This window comes from Pseudomonas graminis, from assembly GCF_900111735.1.
GTDB classification, from domain to species: Bacteria; Pseudomonadota; Gammaproteobacteria; order Pseudomonadales; family Pseudomonadaceae; genus Aquipseudomonas; species Aquipseudomonas graminis.
In genome coordinates this window covers 75,520-95,780 of sequence record NZ_FOHW01000006.1, presented here as the reverse complement: position 1 = coordinate 95,780, position 20,261 = coordinate 75,520, and the positions used below count along the sequence as shown (strand labels likewise).

At 62.3% G+C, this 20,261-nt stretch carries 17 protein-coding genes; 13 read left to right on the top strand and 4 right to left on the bottom strand.

What is annotated here, in order from left to right:
- Positions 1 to 170: 170 nt before the first annotated feature.
- The 3 genes from gatB to gatC are packed head-to-tail and all read right to left on the bottom strand — an operon-like array spanning position 171 to position 3,382.
- The gene (gene gatB, locus BMY98_RS06810) at positions 171 to 1,616 is read right to left on the bottom strand and encodes an Asp-tRNA(Asn)/Glu-tRNA(Gln) amidotransferase subunit GatB (RefSeq protein WP_074886482.1); all 1,446 of its coding nucleotides are present in this window, start codon (positions 1,614 to 1,616) and stop codon (positions 171 to 173) included.
- Positions 1,617 to 1,627: 11 nt separating this feature from the next.
- Positions 1,628 to 3,079 (bottom strand): Asp-tRNA(Asn)/Glu-tRNA(Gln) amidotransferase subunit GatA, encoded by a 1,452-nt coding sequence (gene gatA, locus BMY98_RS06805; RefSeq protein WP_074886479.1) that lies wholly within the window; start codon positions 3,077 to 3,079, stop codon positions 1,628 to 1,630.
- Positions 3,080 to 3,094: 15 nt separating this feature from the next.
- Positions 3,095 to 3,382 carry an Asp-tRNA(Asn)/Glu-tRNA(Gln) amidotransferase subunit GatC gene (gene gatC, locus BMY98_RS06800; protein ID WP_074886477.1) on the bottom strand — a complete coding sequence of 96 codons (288 nt, stop codon included), beginning with the start codon at positions 3,380 to 3,382 and terminating at the stop codon, positions 3,095 to 3,097.
- 206 nt (positions 3,383 to 3,588) lie between these two features.
- On the opposite strand from gatC, the gene mreB reads away from it, so the two are divergent.
- From mreB to tldD, 8 genes are all read left to right on the top strand, one after another.
- On the top strand, positions 3,589 to 4,626 hold the full coding sequence (gene mreB / locus BMY98_RS06795; protein ID WP_020292894.1) for a rod shape-determining protein MreB: 1,038 nt from the start codon (positions 3,589 to 3,591) through the stop codon (positions 4,624 to 4,626).
- Positions 4,627 to 4,848: 222 nt separating this feature from the next.
- Entirely contained in the window at positions 4,849 to 5,991 is a 1,143-nt protein-coding gene (gene mreC / locus BMY98_RS06790; RefSeq protein WP_245760031.1) for a rod shape-determining protein MreC, read from the top strand.
- Positions 5,991 to 6,482, top strand: a complete 492-nt coding sequence (mreD, locus tag BMY98_RS06785) for a rod shape-determining protein MreD (protein WP_074755995.1) — start codon at positions 5,991 to 5,993, stop codon at positions 6,480 to 6,482. The genes mreC and mreD overlap by 1 nt, the downstream gene beginning before the upstream one ends.
- A 214-nt stretch (positions 6,483 to 6,696) precedes the next feature.
- The gene (locus tag BMY98_RS06780; RefSeq protein ID WP_074886471.1) at positions 6,697 to 7,308 is read left to right on the top strand and encodes a Maf family protein; all 612 of its coding nucleotides are present in this window, start codon (positions 6,697 to 6,699) and stop codon (positions 7,306 to 7,308) included.
- A complete protein-coding gene (rng, locus tag BMY98_RS06775) occupies positions 7,305 to 8,762 on the top strand; it encodes a ribonuclease G (RefSeq protein WP_037012596.1) in 1,458 nt (485 codons plus the stop codon). Before BMY98_RS06780 ends, rng begins: the two co-directional genes overlap by 4 nt.
- A gap of 190 nt (positions 8,763 to 8,952) precedes the next feature.
- On the top strand, positions 8,953 to 12,768 hold the full coding sequence (locus BMY98_RS06770) for a YhdP family protein (protein ID WP_074886469.1): 3,816 nt from the start codon (positions 8,953 to 8,955) through the stop codon (positions 12,766 to 12,768).
- A 454-nt stretch (positions 12,769 to 13,222) separates the two neighbouring features.
- Entirely contained in the window at positions 13,223 to 14,074 is an 852-nt protein-coding gene (locus BMY98_RS06765; protein ID WP_074886466.1) for a carbon-nitrogen hydrolase family protein, read from the top strand.
- Between the two features lie 2 nt (positions 14,075 to 14,076).
- Positions 14,077 to 15,519, top strand: coding sequence for a metalloprotease TldD (tldD, locus tag BMY98_RS06760; RefSeq protein WP_074886463.1), 1,443 nt, complete (start codon positions 14,077 to 14,079; stop codon positions 15,517 to 15,519).
- Positions 15,520 to 15,566: 47 nt separating this feature from the next.
- On the opposite strand, the gene yjgA is transcribed toward tldD, so the two are convergent.
- Positions 15,567 to 16,088 (bottom strand): ribosome biogenesis factor YjgA, encoded by a 522-nt coding sequence (yjgA, locus tag BMY98_RS06755; RefSeq protein WP_065990105.1) that lies wholly within the window; start codon positions 16,086 to 16,088, stop codon positions 15,567 to 15,569.
- Positions 16,089 to 16,181: 93 nt separating this feature from the next.
- Here yjgA and pmbA point away from each other — a divergent pair, with 93 nt between their 5' ends.
- From pmbA to BMY98_RS06730, 5 genes are all read left to right on the top strand, one after another.
- Positions 16,182 to 17,528, top strand: coding sequence for a metalloprotease PmbA (pmbA, locus tag BMY98_RS06750; protein ID WP_074886461.1), 1,347 nt, complete (start codon positions 16,182 to 16,184; stop codon positions 17,526 to 17,528).
- 295 nt (positions 17,529 to 17,823) lie between these two features.
- Positions 17,824 to 18,255, top strand: coding sequence for a FagA protein (locus tag BMY98_RS06745; protein ID WP_245760028.1), 432 nt, complete (start codon positions 17,824 to 17,826; stop codon positions 18,253 to 18,255).
- Positions 18,256 to 18,266: 11 nt separating this feature from the next.
- Positions 18,267 to 18,728 (top strand): hypothetical protein, encoded by a 462-nt coding sequence (locus BMY98_RS06740; protein ID WP_074886458.1) that lies wholly within the window; start codon positions 18,267 to 18,269, stop codon positions 18,726 to 18,728.
- Position 18,729: 1 nt separating this feature from the next.
- Positions 18,730 to 19,341 carry a superoxide dismutase gene (locus tag BMY98_RS06735; RefSeq protein ID WP_074886455.1) on the top strand — a complete coding sequence of 204 codons (612 nt, stop codon included), beginning with the start codon at positions 18,730 to 18,732 and terminating at the stop codon, positions 19,339 to 19,341.
- 29 nt (positions 19,342 to 19,370) lie between these two features.
- Entirely contained in the window at positions 19,371 to 20,258 is an 888-nt protein-coding gene (locus BMY98_RS06730) for a ZIP family metal transporter (protein WP_074886452.1), read from the top strand.
- The last annotated feature ends 3 nt before the right edge of the window (positions 20,259 to 20,261 follow it).

Here is a 20,261-nt window from a genome sequence, read left to right as displayed (position 1 = left end):
GGGGGAGGGTCCCTACAAAAAGTGTTGATCGTTCCCGTGCAGATCGCTGATCGTTCCCACGCTCCGCGTGGGAACGCAGCCGGTGACGCTCTGCGTCGCATAACGAACACGGAGCGTCCAGACAGGTGTTCCCACGCGGAGCGTGGGAACAATCATTGCGGGGAATGCACTCAGCCTTCCAGCTTGCGCTTCAGCAGTTCGTTGACCTGGCCCGGGTTGGCCTTGCCTTTCGATGCCTTCATCGCTTGCCCGACGAAGAAGCCGAACATCTTGCCGCGTTTGGCTTCATCAGCCGCTCGATATTGCTCGACCTGTTCGGCGTTGGCGGCGAGGACGTCGTCCAGCATCGACTCGATGGCGCCGCTGTCCGTAACCTGCTTCAGACCGCGCTGATCGATGATCTCATCGGCGCTGCCCTCACCATTGGCCATGCCCTCGAACACCATCTTCGCGATCTTGCCGGAAATGGTGTTGTCCTTGATGCGCAGCAGCATGCCGCCCAACTGTTCGGCGGTGACTGGCGACTCGTCGATCTCGACGCCTTGCTTGTTCAGCAACGAACCCAACTCGACCATCACCCAGTTGGCCGCGAGCTTCGCGTCGCCGGAAATGCTGACGACCTTCTCGAAGAAGTCCGCTTGTTCGCGGCTGGACGCCAACACGCTCGCGTCATACAGCGACAAGCCGAACTGCGACTGAAAGCGCTCGCGTTTCTGCGGTGGCAGTTCCGGCAGGGTGGCGCGGGTCTGCTCCAGAAACGCGTCTTCGATGATCACCGGCAACAGGTCAGGATCGGGGAAGTAACGGTAGTCGTTGGCTTCCTCTTTGCTGCGCATGGCGCGGGTTTCGTTGGTGTTCGGGTCGTACAGGCGGGTCTGCTGAATGACCTTGCCGCCGTCTTCGATCAGGTCGATCTGGCGCTGGATCTCGCTGTTGATCGCCTTCTCGATGAAGCGAAACGAGTTGACGTTCTTGATCTCGCATCGCGTCCCGTACTCGACTTGGCCTTTCGGGCGAATCGACACGTTGCAGTCGCAGCGCAGCGAGCCTTCAGCCATGTTGCCGTCGCAGATGCCGAGGTAGCGCACCAGCGCATGCATCGCCTTGACGTAGGCGACGGCTTCTTTGGCCGAACGCATGTCCGGCTCGGAAACGATTTCCAGCAACGGCGTACCGGCGCGGTTCAGATCGATGCCGGTCATGCCGCTGTAGTCTTCGTGCAGGCTCTTGCCGGCGTCTTCTTCAAGGTGAGCGCGGGTCACGCCGATGCGCTTGATGGTGCCGTCTTCCAGGGTGATATCCAGATGCCCCTTGCCAACGATCGGCAATTCCATCTGGCTGATCTGATAGCCCTTCGGCAGGTCCGGGTAGAAGTAGTTCTTGCGGGCGAACACGTTGTGCTGACCGATCTCGGCGTCGATGGCCAGGCCGAACTTGACCGCCATCTGCACGGCTTCCTTGTTCAGCACCGGCAACGTGCCGGGCATGCCCAGGTCGACGAGGCTGGCCTGAGTATTCGGCTCGGAGCCGAACGTGGTGGCGCTACCGGAGAAAATCTTCGATTGGGTGGTGAGCTGGGTGTGAATCTCCAGCCCGATGACGACTTCCCATTGCATGTGTTTTCTCCTTAGAAGCCAGCCGGCGAGCGGGTGTGCCAATCGGTTACTTGCTGATATTGATGGGCAACGTTCAGCAAGCGGCCTTCCTGGAAATACGGCGCCAGCAATTGCACGCCTACCGGCAGGCCGTCGGCGAAACCGGCAGGCATCGACAGGCCCGGCAGGCCCGCGAGGTTAGCGGTGATGGTATAGAAGTCTTCCAGATACTCGGCGATCGGGTCGGCATTCTTGGCGCCGATTTTCCAGGCCGGGTTCGGCGTGGTCGGGCCAAGGATCACGTCGACTTCGGCGAACGCGTTCATGAAGTCGTTCTTGATCAGGCGGCGGATTTTCTGCGCCTGCAGGTAGTAAGCGTCGTAGTAACCGGCTGACAGCGCGTAGGCACCGACCATGATCCGGCGCTGCACTTCAGGGCCGAAGCCTTCGCCGCGGGAGCGCTTGTACAGATCGGTGAGGTCTTTCGGGTCTTCGCAGCGATAGCCGAAGCGTACGCCGTCGAAACGCGACAGGTTGGAAGAAGCCTCGGCCGGCGCGATCACGTAGTAAGCCGGAATCGCGTGTTGCAAGTTCGGCAGGCTGATTTCCTTGACCACGGCGCCGAGCTTTTTCAGCGCTTCGACGCTGGCCATGACCAGATCGGCGATGCGCGGGTCGAGACCGGCGCTGAAGTATTCCTTCGGTACGCCAATGCGCAGGCCTTGCAGCGAGGCATTGAGGCCTGCGCTGTAATCCGGCACGGGCTCGTCAATGCTGGTGGAGTCGTTGACGTCGAAACCGGCCATGCCTTGCAGCAGCAACGCGCAGTCTTCAGCGGTGCGCGCCATCGGGCCGGCCTGATCAAGGCTGGAGGCATAGGCGATCATGCCCCAGCGCGACACGCGACCGTAAGTCGGCTTCAGGCCGGTCAGGTTGGTCAGCGCAGCAGGCTGGCGAATGGAGCCGCCGGTGTCCGTGCCGGTGGCGCCAGGCAGCAGACGCGCCGCGACAGCCGCCGCCGAACCGCCGGACGAACCGCCCGGGACGTGTTGCAGGTTCCACGGGTTTTTCACCGCGCCGTAATGGCTGGATTCGTTGGCCGACCCCATGGCGAACTCGTCCATGTTGGTCTTGCCCAGGGTCACGGTGCCGGCGGCGGCGAGCCTGGCAACCACAGTGGCGTCGTAGGGCGCCTTGAAGTTGTCGAGCATCTTCGACGCGCAACTGGTGCGAATGCCCTTGGTGCAGAAGAGGTCCTTGTGCGCCAGTGGGGCCCCCAGCAGTGCGCCGGTTTCGCCTGCCGCGCGACGGGCGTCAGCAGCCTGAGCCTGGGTGATCGCCAGGTCCTCGGTGACAGTAATGAAGCTATTGAGCTGCGGATCCAACTGAGCGATGCGCGCCAGCAGATTGCGGGTCAATTCTTCGGAGGAAAACTTTTTATCGGCGAGTCCGCGAGCGATCTCTGCCAGAGTCATTTGATGCATTGCAGGCACATTCCCTTAGTCGAGGACTTTCGGAACCAGATAAAGGCCGTCTTGGACCGCTGGTGCGATGGCTTGATAGGTATCGCGATGATTGATCTCGGTAACGGCGTCTACACGCAGGCGTTGCGAGGCTTCAAGGGGATGCGCGAGGGGCTCGATGCCGGAGGTATCGACCGCCTGCATCTGGTCAATCAGCCCGAGAATGCTGTTCAGTGCTTCAGTAGTACGCGGGATATCGGCGTCATTGAGGCCCAGTCGGGCCAGATGAGCGATTTTTTCCACGTCGGAGCGATCAAGCGCCATGGGGTTCTCCAGTGGAATGCGCACGGGGTGAACCGTACGTCAGATTGCGGAACACTACGCCCTTTAAACGGTCATAAGGCCGCGATCTTCGAGGGTAGTGCTCGGAAAACCGCCAATTTAACATATTGGCTCCTTGCCCAAAATCCCTGTCGTTGTTAGAGTTTGCCGCACTTTTTTACCCACGCGTTGCCTAGGGTCCTTTCCCCATGTTCAAGAAACTGCGTGGCATGTTTTCCAGCGATCTTTCCATCGACCTGGGCACTGCCAACACCCTTATTTACGTGCGTGAGCGCGGCATTGTGCTGAATGAGCCATCAGTTGTGGCCATTCGGACCCACGGAAATCAGAAGAGCGTTGTTGCTGTCGGGATGGAAGCCAAGCGGATGCTGGGCCGTACCCCGGGCAACATTGCTGCCATTCGCCCGATGAAAGACGGCGTTATCGCCGACTTCAGCGTCTGCGAAAAAATGCTTCAGTACTTCATCAACAAGGTTCACGAGAACAGCTTCCTGCAGCCAAGCCCCCGAGTGCTGATCTGCGTCCCGTGCAAATCGACCCAGGTCGAGCGTCGCGCCATTCGCGAATCCGCTCTGGGCGCCGGCGCACGTGAAGTATTCCTGATCGAAGAACCAATGGCCGCAGCCATCGGTGCCGGTCTGCCGGTCGAAGAGGCCCGCGGCTCGATGGTTGTCGACATCGGTGGCGGTACCACTGAAATCGCGCTGATCTCCCTGAACGGCGTCGTGTATGCCGAATCCGTCCGCGTGGGTGGCGACCGTTTCGACGAAGCGATCATCACTTATGTGCGTCGCAACTACGGCAGCCTGATCGGCGAATCCACCGCCGAGCGCATCAAGCAGGAAATCGGCACGGCGTACCCGGGCGGCGAAGTGCGCGAAGTCGACGTACGCGGTCGCAACCTGGCTGAAGGCGTGCCACGTGCTTTCACACTGAACTCCAACGAAGTGCTGGAAGCGTTGCAGGAATCCCTTGCAACCATCGTTCAGGCCGTGAAGAGCGCGCTGGAACAATCCCCGCCAGAGCTGGCTTCGGACATCGCCGAGCGCGGTCTGGTGCTGACCGGTGGTGGCGCGTTGCTGCGTGACCTGGACAAGCTGCTGGCCCAGGAAACCGGTCTGCCGGTGATCGTGGCCGAAGACCCGCTGACCTGCGTCGCGCGTGGCGGTGGTCGTGCGCTGGAAATGATGGACAAGCACACCATGGACCTGCTCTCCAGCGAATAAGTCGCCGGAACGCAGCATGTTGCGCTTAACGGGCAGCACCTCACCGTGCTGCCTGTTCGTGTCCGACCTGTTGACGTCGCGCAGCGATGTTGCAAGTCTGACGCCCTGCATTTCCATCAATCCGCATCAGGCCGGTTTCATGTCGCATGAATAAGCACAGCAAGATTCACGCATCTCTGGAAGGAGCGGCCCATTAAACCGCTTTTCTCCAAGGGCCCGTCCCTGGGCGTCCGTCTACTGGTGCTGGTCGTGCTGTCTGTGGCCATCATGGTCGTGGACGCACGTTTCACCCTGCTCAAACCTGTCCGCAGTCAGATGTCGCTGGTGCTGATGCAGTCTTACTGGATTGCCGACCTGCCCGAGCGTCTGTATCAGGGCGTCGCCAGCCAGTTTGGCAGCCGCACCGAGCTTGCCGCCGAAAACGAAAAACTCAAGACCGAGAACCTGCTGCTGCAAGGCCGCCTGCAAAAGCTGGCTGCCTTGACCGAGCAGAACGTTCGCCTGCGCGAGCTTCTGAACTCGTCGGCACTGGTCAACGAGAAGGTCGAAGTCGCCGAGCTGATCGGCATGGACCCCAACCCGTTCACCCACCGGATCATCATCAACAAGGGTGAGCGCGACGGCGTGGTCCTCGGTCAGCCAGTGCTCGATGCCCGCGGCCTGATGGGGCAGGTGGTCGAGTTGATGCCCTACACGTCCCGCGTGCTGCTGCTGACCGACACCACCCATAGCATTCCGGTGCAGGTGAACCGCAACGGGCTGCGCGCGATTGCCAGCGGCACCGGCAACCCGGAACGTCTCGAGCTGCGCCATGTGGCGGACACCGCTGACATCAAGGAAGGCGACCTGCTGGTGAGTTCCGGTCTGGGTCAGCGCTTCCCGGCGGGTTATCCGGTGGCGACGGTGAAGGAAGTGATCCACGACTCCGGCCAGCCCTTTGCCATCGTGCGAGCGGTGCCAACGGCGGCGCTGAACCGCAGCCGTTATCTGTTGCTGGTGTTCTCGGACGGCCGTTCCCCTGAAGAGCGCGCTGCCGACGCTGCGCAGCAGCAGGAATCGCTCGATCGTCAGGCGGCTGACCCGGCGGCGGTGCCATCGGCCACTGTGCCGGGTGCCGCTCCTGCTGCCACGCCGAACAAGGCGGTTGTTCCCGCGACCGTGCCCAAGCCTGCCGGGCACAGTGCTTCGTCGACGCCGGCCAACGCCAACGGCGCACCGGCTCCGGCGACCACCGCACCGGCGGCGACCACGCCTGCCAAACCCGCGACCAGCAAACCGTCCGCCAAGCCTGCGGCGAAACCTGCCGCCACCCGACCGGCGACGCCTGCTGCGACCCCGGCCGCTCCACGCGAGAGGGAAGAATAATGGCGCGTCATGCTCCCGCACGAAACGGCTGGGTGGTCTGGCTGACCTTCGCCATCGGCCTGCTGCTCAGCGTTTCGCCGCTGCCGCAGTTCATGGAAATATTTCGCCCGCTGTGGCTCGCATTGCTGCTGGCCTTCTGGGCACTGGCGTTGCCGCACAAGATCGGCATGGTCACGGCGTGGATGCTGGGGCTGGCCGAGGACGTGCTGTACGGCACGTTGCTGGGACAGAACGCGTTGATCCTCACGCTGATTACGTTTCTGGTGCTGTCGTTGCAGCAGCGGTTGCGCATGTTCCCGATGTGGCAGCAGTGCCTGGTGCTCCTGGTGATATTCGGCCTCGCGCAGCTGGTGCAGCTATGGCTCAGTGCCCTGACCGGCAACCGCCAGCCGACCCTCGCGCTGGTATTGCCGGCGTTGGTCAGCGCATTGCTCTGGCCATGGGTCAGCTACGGCCTGCGCGGATTGCGTCTGCGTTTGAAGATCAACTAAGCAATACCATTCAGTGGGACCGTTTTTGGTCTGTTTTAGTGGGACCGGCTTGAGCCGGGAAGAGGCCGGTGTGAGCGCCATCAGTTCTGCGGTGTGACACCCGACGCTTTCCCGGCTGAAGCCGGTCCTACAAGGGAAGAAGCTGGTGTGACCACCATCACGTCAGCGGTGTGCACCAAGGCTACGCTTGTGATCAACGACACGGAGACGTCCCATGCCCCAACTTCTTCTGGCCTCCGGCTCCCCGCGCCGTCGTGAGCTTCTAACCCAGATCGGCGTGCCGTTCACGACCCTCAGCGCCGACATCGACGAAACCCCTCTGGCCAACGAACCCCCTGCCGCGTACGTCCTGCGGCTGGCCCGTGGCAAGGCGGACGCCGGGCTGCTGCATCTCGCCAACGATCCTGCCTACCCGACCGCCTGCGTCCTGGGCGCCGACACCGCCGTGGTGCTGGACGGCCGCATCCTCGGCAAGCCGGCGGACGAAGCCGAGGCGCTGGCGATGCTCGCCGCACTGTCGAACCGGGAACACGAAGTCCTGACCGCAATCGCGGTGGTGCACGAAGAGCGCTGCGAAACCCGAACCGTTACCAGCCGTGTCCGCTTCCGGGCGATCCCGGAGGATGAAGCACGCCGCTACTGGGCCAGCGGCGAGCCCTGCGACAAGGCCGGCGGCTACGGCATTCAAGGCCTGGGCGCGGTGTTCGTGGAAAACCTCAGTGGCAGTTATTCCGCCGTGGTCGGCTTGCCGTTGTGCGAAACCGCAGAAATCCTCCAGCGTTTCGGCATACCCTGTTGGCAACGCCCGGAAGGTGACAAGTCATGAGTGAAGAGATTCTGATCAACATCACGCCGATGGAATCGCGCGTGGCGGTCGTTGAGAACGGGGTGTTGCAAGAGGTGCACGTCGAACGCACCCAGCGTCGCGGGATCGTGGGCAATATCTACAAGGGCAAAGTCGTGCGCGTGCTGCCTGGCATGCAGGCGGCGTTCATCGACATCGGTCTGGACCGTGCGGCGTTTATTCACGCTTCGGAAATCTCCATGCGCGAAGGCCCGGCCGTGGAGACCATCAGCTCGCTGGTCCACGATGGCCAGAGTCTGGTGGTGCAAGTCACCAAGGACCCGATTGGTAGCAAAGGCGCACGGTTGACGACCCAGCTGTCGATCCCGTCGCGCTACCTCGTATACATGCCGCGCACGGCCCATGTCGGCATTTCCCTGAAAATCGAAGACGAAGCCGAGCGCGAACGCCTGAAGCAAGTGGTCAGCGATTGCGTCGCCAAGGAAGGGATCAAGGAGAAGGGCGGGTTCATCCTGCGCACGGCGGCCGAAGGTGCGGGCGCCGACGAGATCATGATGGACATCCGCTACCTGCGCAGGCTGTGGGACCAGATTGGCGAGCAGATCAAAACCATCAGCCCGGCCAGCGTGATTTACGAAGACCTCGGTCTGGCGCTGCGCACGTTGCGCGATCTGGTCAGCCCGCGCACCGAGAAGATTCGCATCGATTCCCGCGAGACCTTCCAGAAGACCACCCAGTTCGTCGCTGAGCTGATGCCGGAAATCGCCGATCGCCTTGAGCATTACCCCGGCGAGCGGCCGATCTTCGACCTGTACGGCGTCGAGGACGAAATTCAACGGGCGCTGGACCGCAAGGTACCGCTCAAGTCCGGCGGCTATCTGGTCATCGATCCCGCCGAAGCCATGACCACCATCGATGTGAACACCGGTGCGTTCGTCGGTCACCGCAACCTCGAAGAGACCATCTTCAAGACCAATCTTGAAGCAGCGACTGCCATTGCCCGGCAGCTGCGGCTGCGCAATATCGGCGGCATCATCATCATCGATTTCATCGATATGGAAGACGCCGAGCATCAGCGACAGGTGCTGCGGACCCTCGAAAAGCAGCTTGAGCGTGACCACGCCAAAACCAACATCATCGGCATCACCGAACTGGGCCTGGTGCAGATGACGCGCAAGCGCACCCGGGAAAGCCTGGAGCAAGTGCTCTGCGAGCCGTGCAGCAGTTGCCAGGGCCGTGGCAAGCTGAAGACCCCGGAAACCATCTGCTACGAGATATTCCGCGAGATTCTGCGCGAAGCCCGGGCTTATCAGGCGGTGGGCTACCGCGTGCTGGCCAATCAGAAAGTGGTCGACCGGTTGCTTGACGAAGAATCCGGCAATGTGGCCGAACTGGAAGTGTTCATTGGCAGGACCATTCGCTTTCAGGTCGAGACCATGTACTCCCAGGAACAATATGACGTCGTGCTGCTCTGAGAGTGCGTGATGCGCCGTGCTGCCGAGTGGCGGTGCAGTTGAATACAGAAAACAGTGCCCTTGAGGCAGACGGAACGGATGCCGTCCAAAGAGAACAACGCGTGGCGATTGAGCACAACCTGGACGTACCCGCACCTGCACGATTGGGCCGGATGCCATATGCAGGCAGTTTTTGCGGAGGCGTAGCGACATGGAGCGTCTGACCCGGTTTCTGGCTGTGCTGACCCGTTGGGGGCTGAGCCTGTGCGCCCTTTTCGTGGTGCTGGTTGCGCTGTACGTGAGTGTCGGCCGTCAATTGGTGCCGATGGTGGCCGAATACCGCGCCGACGTTGAGGCGAAGGCGCAGACTGCGCTGGGCATGCCGGTGAGCATTGGTCGGCTGGAAGGCAGCTGGAGCGGCTTCGCCCCCATTTTGGTCGCGCGCGATGTAATGATCGGTGAAGGCGGCAATGCCGTTCGGCTCGATCACGTGCGGGCCATGCCTGACCTGCTCGCCAGCCTGCGTACCCGCGAAGTGCGCCTCGAACGGCTTGAGCTGGACGGCCTGCAGATCGGCCTGAAGGAAGACCAGACCGGCCACTGGGCACTGCAAGGGCTCCCTGTTCAAACCGACAAGCCCTTCGACCCCGAGCAAATCCTCAATCAGATGCAGATGGTCTCGCACCTGTCGCTGTTCGACAGCCAGATCACCTTGCAGCCGTATGACCATTCCCCCCTGACGCTGACCTACGTGAGCCTGACGCTGAAGACCGGCAGTCTGCATCAGCGCCTCGACGCTCGCCTGAACCTGCCTGACGGCCAGCCGCTGTCGCTGAACGTTCGCTCCACCGTGCGCGCCCACGAATGGCGCGATGGCGAGGCCCAGGCCTATTTGAGCTTGCCGCAAAGCGAGTGGTCGCAATGGTTGCCGAAGAGCCTGACCCGCGACTGGAAGATCCAGAAGCTCAAGGCCGGCGGCGAGCTGTGGCTGAACTGGGGCAAGGGCAATGTGCAAAGCGCCGTTGCCCGCTTGAACGCGCCGCAGTTCAAAGGCGCGTACGCCGACCGCAAGCCCGCGCGCATTGACAATCTGGCCCTCAATGCGTGGTTTGTGCGCGACGAAAAAGGCTTCAGCGCCACGCTCGATTCGTTGGCGATGGACCTGAACAGCAAGCGCTGGGAAAGTCGCGTTGATCTGCAGCAGACCGCTGCGACGGCCGACGCCGAAGAGCTGTGGCACGTACAGGCGGACCGTCTTGATCTGACGCCGATTACGCCGCTGCTGGACTCACTGGCGCCGTTGCCCGACAAGGTCATGGTGGCGGTCGACCGCCTGAAAGTCACTGGCGGCCTGCGCAATGTGCTGGTCGATTACCGACCGCAGGCCGAGGCGCCCAAGCGACTGAGCTTCGCTGCCAATCTCGACAAGGTCGGTTTCGACGCTTACCACGGCGCGCCGGCGGCGGGGAACGTCAGCGGTGCCATCAGCGGGGATCTGGGCCAGGGCGAACTGCGCCTCGACACCGATGATTTCATGCTGCACCTGGACCCGATCTTCCGTAACGAATGGAAGTACCGGCACGCCAATGCAAAGCTGACCTGGTCGCTGGATGATCAAGGCTTCACGCTGATTGCGCCCTACATCAAGGTCGAGGGGGAGGAGGGCAACATCGCCAGCGATTTCCTCATTCGCCTGCACTTTGATCACAGCCAGGAAGACTACATGGACCTGCGCGTCGGGCTGGTCGACGGCGACGGTCGCTACACCTCCAAGTACCTGCCCGCCGTGCTCAGCCCAGCCCTCGACCAATGGCTGCGCACCGCGATTCTGGGTGGCAACGTCGATCAGGGTTTCTTCCAGTATCAGGGTTCGATCAACAAAGACGCGCCTGACGTGGCGCGTGTCATCAGCCTGTTCTTCAAGGTGCGCAACGCGAGCCTGGCCTTTCAGCCGGGATGGCCGCAGCTGAACAATGTCGACGGTGACGTCTTCGTTGAGAACAGCGGCGTGCGCATTCGGGCCAACAAGGGTCAGCTGCTGAACACCCAGGTCAGCAATGTCGCGGTGGACATTCCCCATGTCCCGGCGGGCCAGTCCAGCCATCTGTTGGTGGACAGTGACTTGAAGGGCAGCCTTCAGGACGGCATGAAGATTCTTCAGGAAGCGCCGATCGGCACCGCCCAGACCTTCGCTGGCTGGCAGGCGGAAGGACCGCTGCAGGGGCACCTCAATCTGGATATCCCGCTGGTCAAGGGGCAGGAGCCCAAGGTCGTAATGGATTTCAGTACCGACAATTCGCGTCTCAAGCTCGCCGATCCGGTGCTGGAGTTGACGCAATTGCGCGGCGACTTCCGCTTCGATTACACCAAGGGCCTGAGCGGCAAGAACATCAAGGCCGTCGCCTTCGACAAGCCGGTGAACGCCGAGATCTTCGCCGAAGGCAAACCGGGGGCGCCGGTGACGCGTGTGACTGCCAGCAGCCAGATCGCCAGCAAGCGCCTGACCGATTGGCTGGGCGTGACGCAGCCGCTGCCGATCTCGGGTGATCTGCCCTATCAGCTGCAGCTGACATTGAGCGGCAACGCCAGTCAGTTGCAGATCAACTCGAATCTGAAAGGTCTGGCAGTGGATTTGCCAGCTCCGTTCGGAAAATCTGCTGATGACGCGCGCGACACCGATTTCCGCATGAACCTCCAAGGCCCGGAACGGCGCATTGACGTCGGCTACGGCAATATCGCCAATCTGGCGTTCGCGTCGCCGCCGGGCAAGTTCGCCGATGGGCGTGGCGAGCTATTCCTCGGTGAAGGCGGGGCGATCGTGCCGGACGCCAAGGGATTGCGTGTTCGCGGTTCGCTGTCGGAGCTGGATATCGCGCCCTGGCAAGCCATGGCTGAGCGTTACGCCGGGAATGACCCGGGGGGCAGCGCCAAGCAGTTACTCAACAGCGTCGATTTGCAAATCGGCAAGCTGACTGCGATGGGGACGACGCTGGAGCAGGCGGGGGTTCAGCTCAACCGCAGTGACACCGCGTGGGCGCTGTCGCTGGACAGTTCGAAGGTGAAAGGCACTGCGACGTTGCCGGACAGCAAAACCGCGCCGATCGACATCAATCTGTTGTACGTGCGTTTGCCCGCACCAGACCCGAACGCTGCGGTTGTGGAAAACCCGCCGGACCCATTGGCGGACGTCGACCCGCGCAAGATCCCCGCGCTGAACATCAAGATCACGCAGCTGTTTCAGGGCGATCAATTGATGGGTGCGTGGTCGCTCAGGATCCGCCCGACGCCGAACGGTATCCAGATGGCCGACATGAATCTGGGCCTCAAAGGCATTGCGCTGCTGGGTAATGGGGGGTGGGAAGGTACACCAGGGACGACCAGCAGTTGGTTCAAGGGCCAGGTGAGCGGCAAGAATCTTGCGGATGTGCTGAAGGCTTGGGGTTTCGCGCCGACGGTCACCAGTCAGGAGTTCGAGCTGAACGCTGACGGACGCTGGCCGGGCTCGCCCGCCTGGGTGGGGTTGAAGCGTTATTCCGGCAACCTGGATGCGACGCTGAAAAACGGCCAGTTCGTTGAGGTCGAGGGTGGCGCGCAGGCATTGCGGGTGTTCGGCCTGCTCAACTTCAATTCCATAGGCCGGCGTCTGCGTCTGGACTTCTCCGACCTGTTGGGCAAGGGGCTGAGCTACGATAAGGTCAAAGGACTGCTGGTGGCGAGCGATGGCGTGTATGTCACTCGCGACCCGATCACCATGACCGGCCCGTCTACCAACCTGGAACTCGACGGCACGCTGGACATGGTCCGCGACCGTGTCGACGCCAAGCTGCTGGTGACCCTGCCGGTAACCAATAATTTGCCGATTGCCGCGTTGATCGTCGGCGCACCGGCGATTGGCGGCGCGTTGTTCCTCGTCGACAAACTGCTGGGCGATCGCGTATCGCGCTTCGCCAGCGTCCAGTACAAGGTCGAAGGGCCATGGAAAGAACCCAAGATCACCTTCGACAAGCCGTTCGAGAAACGGCAGTAATCACTGCCTTGGCGTGACGCCCGACCCTTGCGGTGTGTCTTCCGACGCCTTCCCGGCTAAAGCCGGTCCCACTAGTGAGCGCGGTGTCAATGGAATCGGCTTCAGCCGGGAAGAGGCCAGTGGGTGCCACGAGCGTTCACTGTCTGCCGCTGATCGGTGTAGGAGCGCGCTTGCCCGCGAAGAGGCCGGTACATCCGACGCATTCGGGTCGTCCGTACCTACGCTTTCGCGGGCAAGCGCGCTCCTGCATTCTGATCTGCGGCTCTTCAATTGCTCTGCGGTGTGACACTTGAAAGATTCCCGGCTAAAGCCGGACCCACGGGATGAACGCGCAGCCTTAGTGGGACCGGCTTCAGCCGGGAAGGGTGGTGCAGTGACGATGAATTCGAGCCGCCGGGCGAGCCCATCATCGGTGCTTGGAGTAGAGTGCAGTTCTATCGATCAGGGAGCGCGTATGTCCTTCGCAGTCATTCAGATGGTCAGCCAGAGCGACGTGCTCGGCAATCTGGCCCAGGCGCGCAGGTTGCTGGAACAGGCGGCTGCGTCGGGCGCGAAACTGGCCGTGCTCCCGGAAAACTTCGCCGCAATGGGCCGTCGCGATGTGGCCGCCATCGGCCGCGCCGAGGCCATTGGCGAAGGTCCGATCCTGCCATGGTTGAAACTTGCCGCTCGCGACCTCACCTTATGGATAGTTGCCGGGACATTGCCGCTGCCCCCTGAAGGCCAGCCTGATGGCAAAGTCACGGCGTGTTCGCTGCTGATTGACGATCAGGGCCAGCAGGTCGCGCGTTACGACAAGCTGCACCTGTTCGACGTCGATGTCGCCGATGCACGAGGGCGGTACCGGGAATCCGACGATTACGCCCACGGCAACAACGTGGTCGTGGCCGATACGCCGGTCGGACGGCTGGGGCTGTCGGTGTGTTACGACCTGCGCTTTCCCGAGCTGTACACTGCGCTGCGGGAAGCGGGGGCTGAATTGATCACCGCGCCGTCGGCCTTTACCGCCGTGACCGGCGCGGCGCACTGGGAGATTCTGCTGCGCGCCCGGGCCATCGAAACCCAGTGCTACCTGCTGGCGGCGGCGCAGGGCGGAATTCATCCGGGGCCGAGAGAAACATTTGGGCACGCGGCGATCATAGATCCATGGGGCCGCGTGCTGGCCGAGCAGGCGCAGGGTGAAGCCGTGCTGCTGGCCGAACGAGACAGCGTAGAACAAGCGTCCATACGGGCGCGCATGCCGGTAGCGAATCACCGGCGATTTTTTTCGCAGGCCGCCGTGCGACCTGCCAATACCCCGGAGTGAATATGAGCCACTTGTCCTCTGTCAGCGAACACCTTCTGGCACCAGGCGGCCTGAGCATCGACAGCCTGCAATCGGTGCTCGGCGAGCTGGCCGGCCCAGGCATCGACGCCGCCGACCTGTATTTCCAGGGGCAGATTTCCGAGTCCTGGGCACTGGAAGACGGCATCGTCAAAGAAGGCAGCTTCAACCTGGACCAGGGCGTCGGCGTACGCGCACAGTCAGGCGAGAAAACCGGCTTCGCCTACAGCAACGCCATTACCCATGAAGCCCTGACCCAGGCGGCCCGGGCCGCTCGCTCGATTTCCCGCGCTGGCCAGGAAGGGCGGGTTCAGGCGTTCACCACCCAGGACGTCGCCCAGCTTTATGCGCCGGACAACCCCCTGGAAGTCATGACCCGTGCCGAGAAAGTCGAGCTGCTCAAGCGCGTCGACGCCGCCACTCGTGCGCTTGACCCGCGTATTCAGCAGGTCACCGTGAGCATGGCCGGTGTCTGGGAGCGCATTCTTGTGGCCTCGACTGACGGCGGTCTTGCTGCCGACGTACGTCCCCTGGTGCGTTTCAACGTCAGCGTGATCGTCGAGCAGAACGGCCGTCGTGAGCGCGGCGGACACGGCGGCGGCGGACGCACCGATTACCGTTATTTCCTCAACGACGACCGCGCCATGGGCTATGCCCGTGAAGCCCTGCGTCAGGCGCTGGTCAATCTCGAAGCGATTCCGGCGCCGGCGGGCACCTTGCCGGTGGTACTGGGCTCCGGCTGGTCCGGCGTGTTACTGCACGAGGCCGTCGGCCACGGTCTTGAAGGCGACTTCAACCGCAAGGGCAGCTCGGCGTACAGCGGTCGTATGGGCGAGATGGTCGCGTCCAAGCTCTGCACCATCGTCGATGACGGCACGCTGGCCGATCGCCGCGGTTCCCTGACCGTCGATGACGAAGGCACCCCGACCGAGTGCACCACGCTGATCGAAAACGGCGTGCTCAAGGGCTACATGCAGGACAAGCTCAACGCACGGCTGATGGGCGTCGCGCGCACGGGTAACGGTCGTCGCGAGTCCTACGCGCACCTGCCGATGCCGCGCATGACCAACACCTACATGCTCGGCGGCCAGAGCGATCCGGCGGAAATCATCGCCTCGGTCAAGCGCGGCATTTACTGCGCCAACCTCGGCGGCGGACAGGTGGACATCACCAGCGGCAAGTTTGTGTTCTCCACCAGCGAGGCTTATCTGATCGAAGACGGCAAAATCACCGCGCCGGTCAAAGGCGCGACGCTGATTGGCAACGGTCCGGAATGCATGAGCCGTGTGTCGATGGTCGGCAACGATCTGTCCCTGGACAGCGGCGTCGGCACCTGCGGCAAGGACGGTCAATCGCTTCCGGTAGGCGTGGGTCAGCCTACGCTGAAGATCGATGCGATCACCGTTGGCGGCACAGGCGCGGCGTGATGGTCGAGGGGGTGCGCCGGTTGAGTGATTCAAACGGCGCAGCAGTTCTAGCGCAGTCCGCGTTTGCTTTCGTCTAGCTCGCGGATGTATTTGAAGATTTTGCGGGTCGCGGTAGGGGCCTTGTTCTGCGCAGCTTCGTGCTGAGCCTGACGGATCAGCGAGCGCAGTTGCTGACGGTCGGCGTCCGGGTATTCGCTGACGAACTGCTCAAGCACGTCGTCGGTACCGGTCACCAGGCGATCACGCCAGCGTTCCAGATTGTGGAAGCGCTCGTTGTACTGGCGCGTAGAGGCGTCAAGCTGATCGAGCAGCACCAGGATTTCATCCAGATCCTGATCGCGCATCAGCTTGCCGATGAATTGGATGTGGCGTTTGCGCGCAATGTGCGCGGTGTGCTTGGGAGCATCAGCCAGTGCCCGACGCAGAGGGTCGGTCAGAGGCAGCTTGGCCAGCACATCGGGCTTGAATGTCGTCAAGCGTTCGCCCAGCTCCACCAGAGCGTGAAGCTCTCGTTTGACCTGGGTTTTGCTTTTCTCTCCGTCGAAGGAGTCGTCGTAAGAATCAACCATGGGGGCCGTCCGCAAATAAACGCCGCCATGATAACCAGTCAGGGCCCGGTTGTCCGGCCCGGCTGCTGAAATCAGAATTTGATGGAGAACGTCATGAGTGCATCAGAAAGCGTCGGCCCGCAGGCTTTGCCGGCATTGCAGCAGCAGGTCGAGCAGATCGTCGCTGAAGCCAAACGTCAGGGCGCGACCGCGTGCGAAGTCGCTGTGTCGCTGGAGCAGGGCCTGTCCACCACGGTTCGCCAGCGGGAAGTCGAGACAGTCGAATTCAACCGTGACCAGGGTTTCGGCATCACCTTGTATGTAGGCCAGCGCAAGGGTTCGGCCAGCACGTCGGCGAGCGGGCCTGATGCCATTCGCGAGACCGTGGCTGCGGCGCTGGCCATCGCCAAACATACGTCGGAAGACGAGGCCTCGGGTCTCGCCGACGCCGCATTGATGGCGAAAGACCATCGGGATTTCGATCTATATCACCCGTGGGACATCACCCCCGAGCAGGCCATCGAACGCGCGCTGATCTGCGAAGCCGCTGCCTTCGACGCCGACAGCCGGATCAAGAACGCCGACGGCACCACGCTGAACGTCCATCAGGGCTGCCGCGTGTATGGCAACAGCCACGGTTTCATCGGCGGTTACGCGTCGACCCGCCACAGCCTGAGCTGCGTGATGATCGCCGAAGGCGAAGGGCAGATGCAGCGCGACTACTGGTATGACGTTAATCGTCGTGGCGAGCTGTTGATGGACGCCCGATTGATCGGCCAGAAAGCCGCCGAGCGCGCCGCGAGCCGACTGGGCGCACGGCCGGTGCCGACCTGCGAAGTGCCGGTGCTGTTCTCGGCGGAGCTGGCGGGCGGTCTGTTCGGCAGTTTGCTGGGCGCGATTTCCGGCGGCAACCTGTACCGCAAGTCATCGTTTCTCGAAGGCGCGATCGGTCAGCGCCTGTTCCCCGAGTGGATGACCATCGACGAGCGCCCGCATCTGGTCGGCGCCATGGGCAGCTCCGCGTTCGACGGCGATGGCCTGGCGACCTATGCCAAGCCCTTCGTCGAAAACGGCGATCTGGTGTCCTACATCCTCAGCACCTATTCGGGCCGCAAACTGGGCCTGCCGAGCACCGCGAACGCAGGGGGCGTGCATAACCTGTTCGTCAGCCACGGCACCGAAGACCAGGCGGCGCTGATCCGCCGCATGGGACGCGGGCTGCTGGTCACCGAGTTAATGGGCAGTGGCCTGAACATGGTCACCGGGGATTATTCCCGCGGTGCGGCGGGTTTTTGGGTCGAGAACGGCGAGATCCAGTTCGCGGTTCAGGAAGTGACCATTGCTGGCAACATGCGCGACATGTTCAAGCAGATCGTCGCCGTGGGCAGTGATCTGGAGATGCGCAGCAACATCCGCACCGGTTCCGTGCTGATCGAGAAAATGATGGTGGCGGGGAGCTGATCACACTCTGAGTTAACGCTTCACCCCCAAGGCCTGCCCCGATTCCGGTGCGGGCCTTTTTTGTGGGTGTTTTTCGATTCATGTCACACCCGAATCCTGTAGGAGCGCGCTTGCCCGCGAATGTAGGTGTGTCAGTCACAGAAAATGAAGCTGATCCTCCGCCATTCGCGGGCAAGCGCGCTCCTACAGTTGAGTGTTCTTGAGATCAGAGCAGGGTCTCAATCCATCAGTGGGGGTTGTGTTGATTCTTAAACTCATTTAATAATGAATCTCATTCGTTAGATGGGCCTCGGTCATGGGTACTGTTCTGCACGAGTCGCCTTACCTGGAAAACTGGCGCGCATTGAGTCTGCGGATTCGCTGCGCGCTGGATCCGGACGAGCCGCGGCTCATCGAGCACTACCTTGCGGAAGGTCGCTATCTGGCGCGCTTCACCGCCACGCCCAAATCCCTCATCTGTGAAAGCACCTTTCGCCTGCTGGTCGACACCGCCAGCGACACCGCGCTGCCCTGGCATTGGCGTTGTCTGTGCCTGGACCAGGCATGGCGACCGCTGCGTGACATGCAGGCGCTCGCCGAATCCGCTGCGCAACAGCAACGCGTTCAAGCCTTCGCCCAGCGCCTGGCAACCTGCGCACTGCTGCCGTCGATTCCGCTGACGGAACCCGCGCCATCGAATCCGCAAAACGCCCTGCCGACGGCTTCTGGTCGCCGGCGCCACTCGTGAGGACCTGCGCCATGGAGCAATGGAAACGTACCATCCTGAGCGGTAACAGTTGCTTCAACCGAGGCGACCTGATCGATGGGCGCGAGCTGTACCTGCAGGCCCTCGCGCTGGCGCAAGTGCTCTTCGACCGCTGGAGCGTCGCCGATGAGGCCGTGGCGGCGTTGGTGATTTCGCACCACAACCTGGCGGATCTGCACCTGAGCCTGGGTCAGCCGGAGGAGAGCGCCGAATACCTGTGCGCCGTCCATCAGCGACTGTTGAATGTGATTCAGGACCCGCAAATGACGCCCGCCCTGCGACAGGCCGCGCTGCGTCACAGCAATAAAACCTACAGCGAACTTTTGGGTTTCGTCGGCCAATACGGCGAGTACCCACGCACCCGTGGCCTGCTCAACAGCAACGGCGAACATTCTCGCTCGGCGCTACAGCTCCACGCCGCCCGCGCCGGCACCCTTTCGTATGGAGTCCACTGACATGCCTTTTACCTTGCCTGCCTTGCCCTACGCCTACGATGCGCTCGAGCCACACATCGACGCGCAGACCATGGAAATTCACTACAGCAAGCACCACCAGACCTACATCAATAACCTCAATGCAGCCGTTGAGGGCACTGAATACGCGGAGTGGCCGATCGAGAAGCTGGTTGCCAGCGTAGCCGAGCTTCCGGAAAAGCTGCGCCCGGCGGTGATCAATCAGGGCGGCGGTCATGCCAATCATTCGCTGTTCTGGGACGTCATGAGCCCCAAGGGCGGCGGTCTTCCAGGCGGTGCGCTGGCGACGGCGATCGACGAACAGGTAGGCGGATTCGAAGCGTTCAAGGACGCTTTCACCAAAGCGGCGCTGACCCGTTTTGGCAGCGGCTGGGCCTGGCTGAGCGTTACCCCGGACAAAAAACTCGTCGTGGAAAGCAGCGGCAATCAGGACAGCCCGCTCATGAACGGCAACACGCCGATCCTCGGTCTGGACGTCTGGGAGCATGCCTATTACCTGCGCTACCAGAACCGTCGTCCGGAATACATCGCCGCGTTCTACAACGTCGTCAACTGGGATGAAGTTGCCAGGCGCTACGCAGCGGCGATCGGCTGAAACCTCCCAGAACTCGGATAAGGCGATTTATGCGCTCGGACATACTGGCTCTCGGCAGCGTGCGTTTATTGCGGCTGGCATTGGGCTCGATGCTGGTCCTCGTCGGGGCCGGTCTGCTGGTGGCCCAGGGACTTACATGGGTGGCGCTTGAGCCCCGAATGTTGCGCGCGCTTGAAGGCGGTGCCCTCTGCGCATTGGGTACCGCTTTGGGGGCTGTGCCGGTGCTGGTGATTCGCGGAATGCCGGTGGCGGTGTCCGACGGCCTGCTGGGTTTCGGCGCCGGCATCATGCTGGCGGCGACAGCGTTTTCGTTGATCGTGCCGGGCCTTGGCGCGGCCCACGATCTGGGCTTCACCCCGTGGGGCGCCGGTGCGTTGATCAGCTTCGGGATACTGCTCGGCGCGGCCGGTTTGTTTCTGGTCGACACGCTGGTTTCCAGAGGGTCGCCGTTGTCGGAGGTGGCGGGGAAGCCGGCCATTCCTTCGAATATTTGGCTATTTGTCATCGCCATCATTGCCCACAACATTCCGGAAGGCATGGCAGTGGGCGTGTCGGCGGGTGGCGGTCTGGCCCACGCCGACAGCCTGGCGATGGGTATCGCCATTCAGGACGTGCCGGAAGGGCTGGTCATCGCGCTGGTCTTGGCGGCGGCCGGCATGTCCCGGTTCAAGGCGTTTCTGATCGGCGCGGCGTCCGGATTGGTCGAGCCGGTATTCGCGGTGCTCTGCGCCTGGCTGGTGGAAGTGGCCGCATTACTGTTGCCGGTGGGACTGGCGTTGGCGGCCGGGGCAATGCTGCTGGTGGTGACCCACGAAGTCATCCCCGAATCCCGCCGAAACGGTCACGACAAAATCGCCAGTTTCGGATTGCTGGTCGGGTTCTGTTTGATGATGGTGATGGACACGGCGCTGGCCTGAGGT